Source organism: Paracraurococcus ruber, assembly GCF_004353985.1.
Lineage (GTDB): Bacteria > Pseudomonadota > Alphaproteobacteria > Acetobacterales > Acetobacteraceae > Paracraurococcus > Paracraurococcus ruber.
Map to the genome: position 1 here is coordinate 1 of NZ_SMOA01000363.1, position 4,483 is coordinate 4,483.

4 protein-coding genes are annotated in these 4,483 nt (G+C 76.1%); 3 read left to right on the plus strand and 1 reads right to left on the minus strand.

Annotation, left to right across the window (positions count from 1 at the left end):
* Nucleotides 1-197 precede the first annotated feature (197 nt).
* Nucleotides 198-1,196, plus strand: a complete 999-nt coding sequence (locus E2C05_RS29040) for a Bug family tripartite tricarboxylate transporter substrate binding protein (RefSeq protein WP_133223110.1) — start codon at nucleotides 198-200, stop codon at nucleotides 1,194-1,196.
* A 78-nt stretch (nucleotides 1,197-1,274) separates the two neighbouring features.
* Here E2C05_RS29040 and E2C05_RS29045 read toward each other — a convergent pair whose 3' ends face one another.
* Nucleotides 1,275-3,020, minus strand: a complete 1,746-nt coding sequence (locus E2C05_RS29045; RefSeq protein ID WP_158292445.1) for a solute carrier family 23 protein — start codon at nucleotides 3,018-3,020, stop codon at nucleotides 1,275-1,277.
* A 175-nt stretch (nucleotides 3,021-3,195) separates the two neighbouring features.
* Here E2C05_RS29045 and E2C05_RS29050 point away from each other — a divergent pair, with 175 nt between their 5' ends.
* Both E2C05_RS29050 and E2C05_RS29055 read left to right on the plus strand, forming a co-directional pair.
* Entirely contained in the window at nucleotides 3,196-3,522 is a 327-nt protein-coding gene (locus E2C05_RS29050; protein WP_133223112.1) for an STAS domain-containing protein, read from the plus strand.
* 9 nt (nucleotides 3,523-3,531) lie between these two features.
* Nucleotides 3,532-4,389: a CheR family methyltransferase gene (locus E2C05_RS29055; RefSeq protein ID WP_133223113.1), complete on the plus strand. Its 858-nt coding sequence runs from the start codon at nucleotides 3,532-3,534 to the stop codon at nucleotides 4,387-4,389.
* Nucleotides 4,390-4,483 lie beyond the last annotated feature (94 nt).

Sequence of the window (4,483 nt, forward strand, 5' to 3'; positions counted from 1 at the left end):
CGGGTCCGCGGCGGCGCGCGGCGCGGTGCGAAGCCGCCTTGCCCGCAAGCGGGCGCAACGCCGTGGTCGTCGCGCCCGGCCACGCGCGGCGCTTGTGGCGGGGCCCGCCGGCTCGCGCCATCGGCCTGGTCCCCTGGCCCTGCCGCAACCGGGGCCGATCTGGCATACACCGCCCGCAGCAACGACACGGGCCTGCCATGACCTTGCTTCTTCCCCGCCGCCGCCTGCTCGCCGGCACCGCGGCGCTGCCGCTGCCGGGCCTGCTCGGCACCGCCGCCGCGCAGGCGCCGCGGCCGAATGGCTGGCCGGACCGGCCCGTCCGCATCATCGTCCCCTTCCCGCCGGGCGGATCCAACGACACCGTTGCCCGCATCCTGCAGCCGCGCCTGCAGGAAATCCTCGGCCGGCCGATCGTGGTGGACAACCGCGGCGGCGCCTCCGGCTCGGTCGGCGCGAACGAAGCGCAGCGCAGCCCGCCCGACGGCTATACCTGGATCCTGGTGAACGACACGCTGGCGGCGAACGACACGCTGCTCTCGCTGCCCTACAAGGCCACCGAGAATTTCAGCTACGCCACGGTGGTCGGCACCTGCCCCTATGCCTTCGTCACCCAGCCGGGCGCACCCTGGCGCAGCTTCGCCGATGTCGTGACGGCGGCGCGCGCCGCGCCGGGCAGCCTCAACTACGCCACCACCGGCGCCGGCAGCCTGGCGCATATCGCCACCGTGCTGCTGGCGCAGCAGCGCGACATCCGGCTGACGCATGTGCCCTATCGCGGCGGCGGCCCGGCTCTGCAGGACGTGCTGGCGGGCCATGTGCCGCTGTTCATGTCGAACATCGTCATCCTGCTGCAGCACCTGCGGGCCGGGACGCTGCGCGCCCTCGGCGTCACCACGGCGGAGCCGAGCCGCTTCCTGGCGGGCGTCCCGACCTTCGCCGAGCAGGGCTTCCCGGGGTTCAGCGCCCTGACCTACTGGGCGCTGCTCGGCCCGGGCGGCATCCCGGAGCCGATCGTCGCCGCCATGCAGCAGGCCGTGGCGCTGACCCTGCAGGACCCCAACGTGAAGGCGCGGATGGAGGAGCAGGGGGCGGACATCAGGGCCAGCTCCCCCGCCGACACCGCCGCCTTCATCCGGGCGGAGGCGGCGCGCTGGGGCGCCGTCATCCGCGACAACAACATCAAGGTCGAGACCTGACCGCCCTGCGGGAGGGGCTCTGCCCCTTTCGCGCTCTCCCTGCCAAGGGCCGAAAGGCCCTTGGGACCCTCGCGTCTTTCAGTCCTCGAAAACCAGCCGCAACATCTGGCCGTCGGCGACCGCACTCTGCGTGACCGACTGCGCGTCGCGCGTCGCCAGCCACACCGCGAAGCGCTCCTGCGCCTCCAACGGGCCCAGCAAATCCTCCGGCCGCACGCTGCGCGCCCGCTCCGGCAGCGGCGCGCCCTGCCAGGCCAGCGCCAGCTCCACCCGGTCCTCGGCCCGCCGGGCGGACAGCCCGATCTCCGTCACCCCGCGCCCGGCCAGCAGCTCCGCCAGCTCGCCCAGCGCATGCTCGGCGGCGCGCGCCGTGCCGGGCTTCAGCCCCCAGGCGCCCGCCAGGCCGGCGAACCACTCCGCCGCCTCCCGCGCCGCGCCGGGGCCGGGCGCCAGCCGCCGCTCCGCCCGCTGCGCCACCAGCGGCAGGGTGACCAGGTTGGCGAGGAAGGCGACCATGGCGCCGAAGGCGAGCGGCGAGGCGAGCGCCGGCAGCACTTGCTGGAAGACCTGCGGCGCCACCGCCACCGCGATGCCCGCCGTCAGCCCGAAGGCGACGATCAGCGTCCGCCGCGTGTCCAGCAGCCGTGCCGTCACCAGCTGGCAGCCCTGCGCCATGATGAAGCCGGAGACGTAGAAGAGCATCGCCGCCTTCACCGGCCCGGGCATCAGCACGAACAGCGCCACCAGCTTGGGGCAGAGGGCGAGCACCACCAGCAGCGGCACGCCCAGCCAGACGATGCGTCGCGCCAGCGTGCCGGTGGCGATGGACAGGCCGAGCGCGGCGGTGTTCGGCCCGGGCGCCGCGCCGCCGAACAGCCCGGCGGCGGCCACCGCGACGCCATTCGCCAGCAGCCCGCGCCGGAGCGGCGGCGCGTCCGGCCGCGTCCAGCCGGCATCGGCGGCGCGCTGGATCACCACGATGCTGCCGGCCGCCGTCGCCTTCATCGCCACCAGCGCCAGCAGGGCGGCCAGCAGCGCCGCCGGCGTCACCGCGCCGGGGTCGGGCAGCCAGGGCTCCGGCAAGGCCAGCCACGGGCTGCCGGCCAGCACCTGCGCCGCGCCCGCCGGCGTTTCCCCCAGCAGCAGGGCCAGCGCCACGCCGACCAGGGCGCCGATGATGACGGCGAAGCGCGCCGCCGCGGTGCGGCTCAGCGCCGCCACCACCATGACGGCGAGGCTGGCCAGCACCACGGCCACCGCCGCGCCGCTGGGCGCCGCCGCCAGGCTCTGCAGGCCAAGCTGCTGCGTGCCGAGGGTGATCAGCGCCACGCCGATCAGGAAGACGACGACGCCAGCCACCTCGTTCGGGATGAAGACGCGCATGCGCTGCAGCACGAAGGTCAGCGCGACGCTGGCGATGCCCACCAGCAGCACCAGGGCGCCGATGCCGCCGAAGCCCGAGCCGGCCTGCGCCGCGACCAGATAGGCGCCGAGGAGCGCCGCGGTATGCGTGCCGGGGATCGGGTAGCCGGACCCGGACGGGCCGCGGGTGATGATCTGCAGCGCCTGCCACAGCGCCGCCGCCAGGATCGACAGGCTGAGGAAGCGCGTGACCTGCGCCGGGTCCTGCGTGACGGCGGCGCCGACCGCCGCCGGCAGCACGAAATACACGCTCTGCACCGCCAGGTGCTGCAGCGCCAGGCCGAGCGCGACGGGGAAGGGCGGCTCGCCGTCCAGCCAGAAGGCGAGGCCGGGCGGGCGCTGCATGCGGCGGTCCCGGCTGCGACCCAGGAAGCGCTCGAGCGGTCCGTCGCGCAAGATCATCGGCAATGTTTCTCCCCCGACACTGCGTGCTAGGGCATCGGTCCGGGCGTGCCAAGCCGCGCCGCCCCGACCTTGGGTCCAGGCGACAAGCCCCGGGGCGCGCGCTAGTCTCCGGCGGTCGGGGGTGGCGCGGCGCCGGCGGCAGGCTTGCCGCGGCGCGGGCAGAGGAGAGTGCATGCGCATCGCACGGTTGGCCGCCCAGGATGGCGGGATCGCCCGGCTGGAAGGGCGGCTGGATGCCACCACGGCGCCCGATGTCGAGGCCGCGCTGCAGGCGATGGTGGCGGAAGGCGCGCTGCTGGTCGATTTCGAGCAGGTCCGTTACGTCAGCAGCGCCGGCCTGCGCGTCCTCCTCAAGGCGGCGAAGCAGGCGCAGGCCGCCGGCCGCCGCTTCGGCGTCTTCGGCCTGCAGCCGGCGGTGCGGGAGGTGTTCGAGATCAGCGGCTTCGACACCGTCATCGCCACCTACGCGACGCTGGCCGAGGCGAGCGCGGCCGGCTGACGCAGCGGGATGCGCTTCCCCCTCGAGGATGCCGGGCCCGTCCCGCCGCCCGCCGCCCACCCCGCCGACCCGCGCCTGGTGCGGGATGCGCTGGAGCGGCTTGAGGCGCTGATCGGCCTCGCCCCGGGGGAGGTGGCGCGCCGCCGCCTGGAACGCCAGCCCGGCCTGCTGCAGCGCGCCCTGCCGCAGCCGCCTGGCATCGAGGACGCGGCCTGGGCCGCGGTGATCGACGCCGTGACGGTGCAGGAGACGCGGCTGTTCCGCCACCCCACGCAGGTGCTGCAATTCCGCGCCGCCGCGCTGCCCGACCTGGCGCGCGCCGCGGCGGCGCGCGGCGCGACCAGGCTGCGCCTGCTCTCGGCCGGCTGCGCCACGGGGGAGGAGGCCTGGACGCTCGCCGCGCTCGGCGCCGATGCCATCGCCGAGACCGGGCTTCGCCTGGGGCTGGAGGTGGTCGGGCTCGACCTCTCCCGCCCGGCGCTGCGGCATGCGGCGCGCGGCCAGTACCGCGCCGGCCCGCCCGACCCGCTGCGCGACGTGCCACCCGCCTACCATGCGCAATTCCCCGCGGCGCGGGACGGCATCGCGGTGGCTCCGGCGCTGCGCGGCCGGGCGCGCTTCCGCCGCGCCAACCTGCTGGAGGTCGCGCCGGACGGCGCCGGCTTCGACGCGGTGGTCTGCCGCAATGTCGGCATCTACCTGACCGATGCGGCGCGCGACGCGGTGGCGCGGCGCCTGGTGGCGCAGCTCGTGCCCGGCGGCGCGCTGCTGCTGGGCCCGACCGACCGCGTGCCGGCCGATGCCGGTATGCGCCCCTGGACGCGCGACGCGGTGTCGCTGTTCCGCCGGGCGGAGGGCGCGGCATGACGGCGGACGCGCCGCTCGCCGCCATCCTCGCCGGGCAGCGCTGGCGGCTGCCGGATGGCGCGGTGGCCCTGCCGGCGCCGCCGCGGCTGCGGCC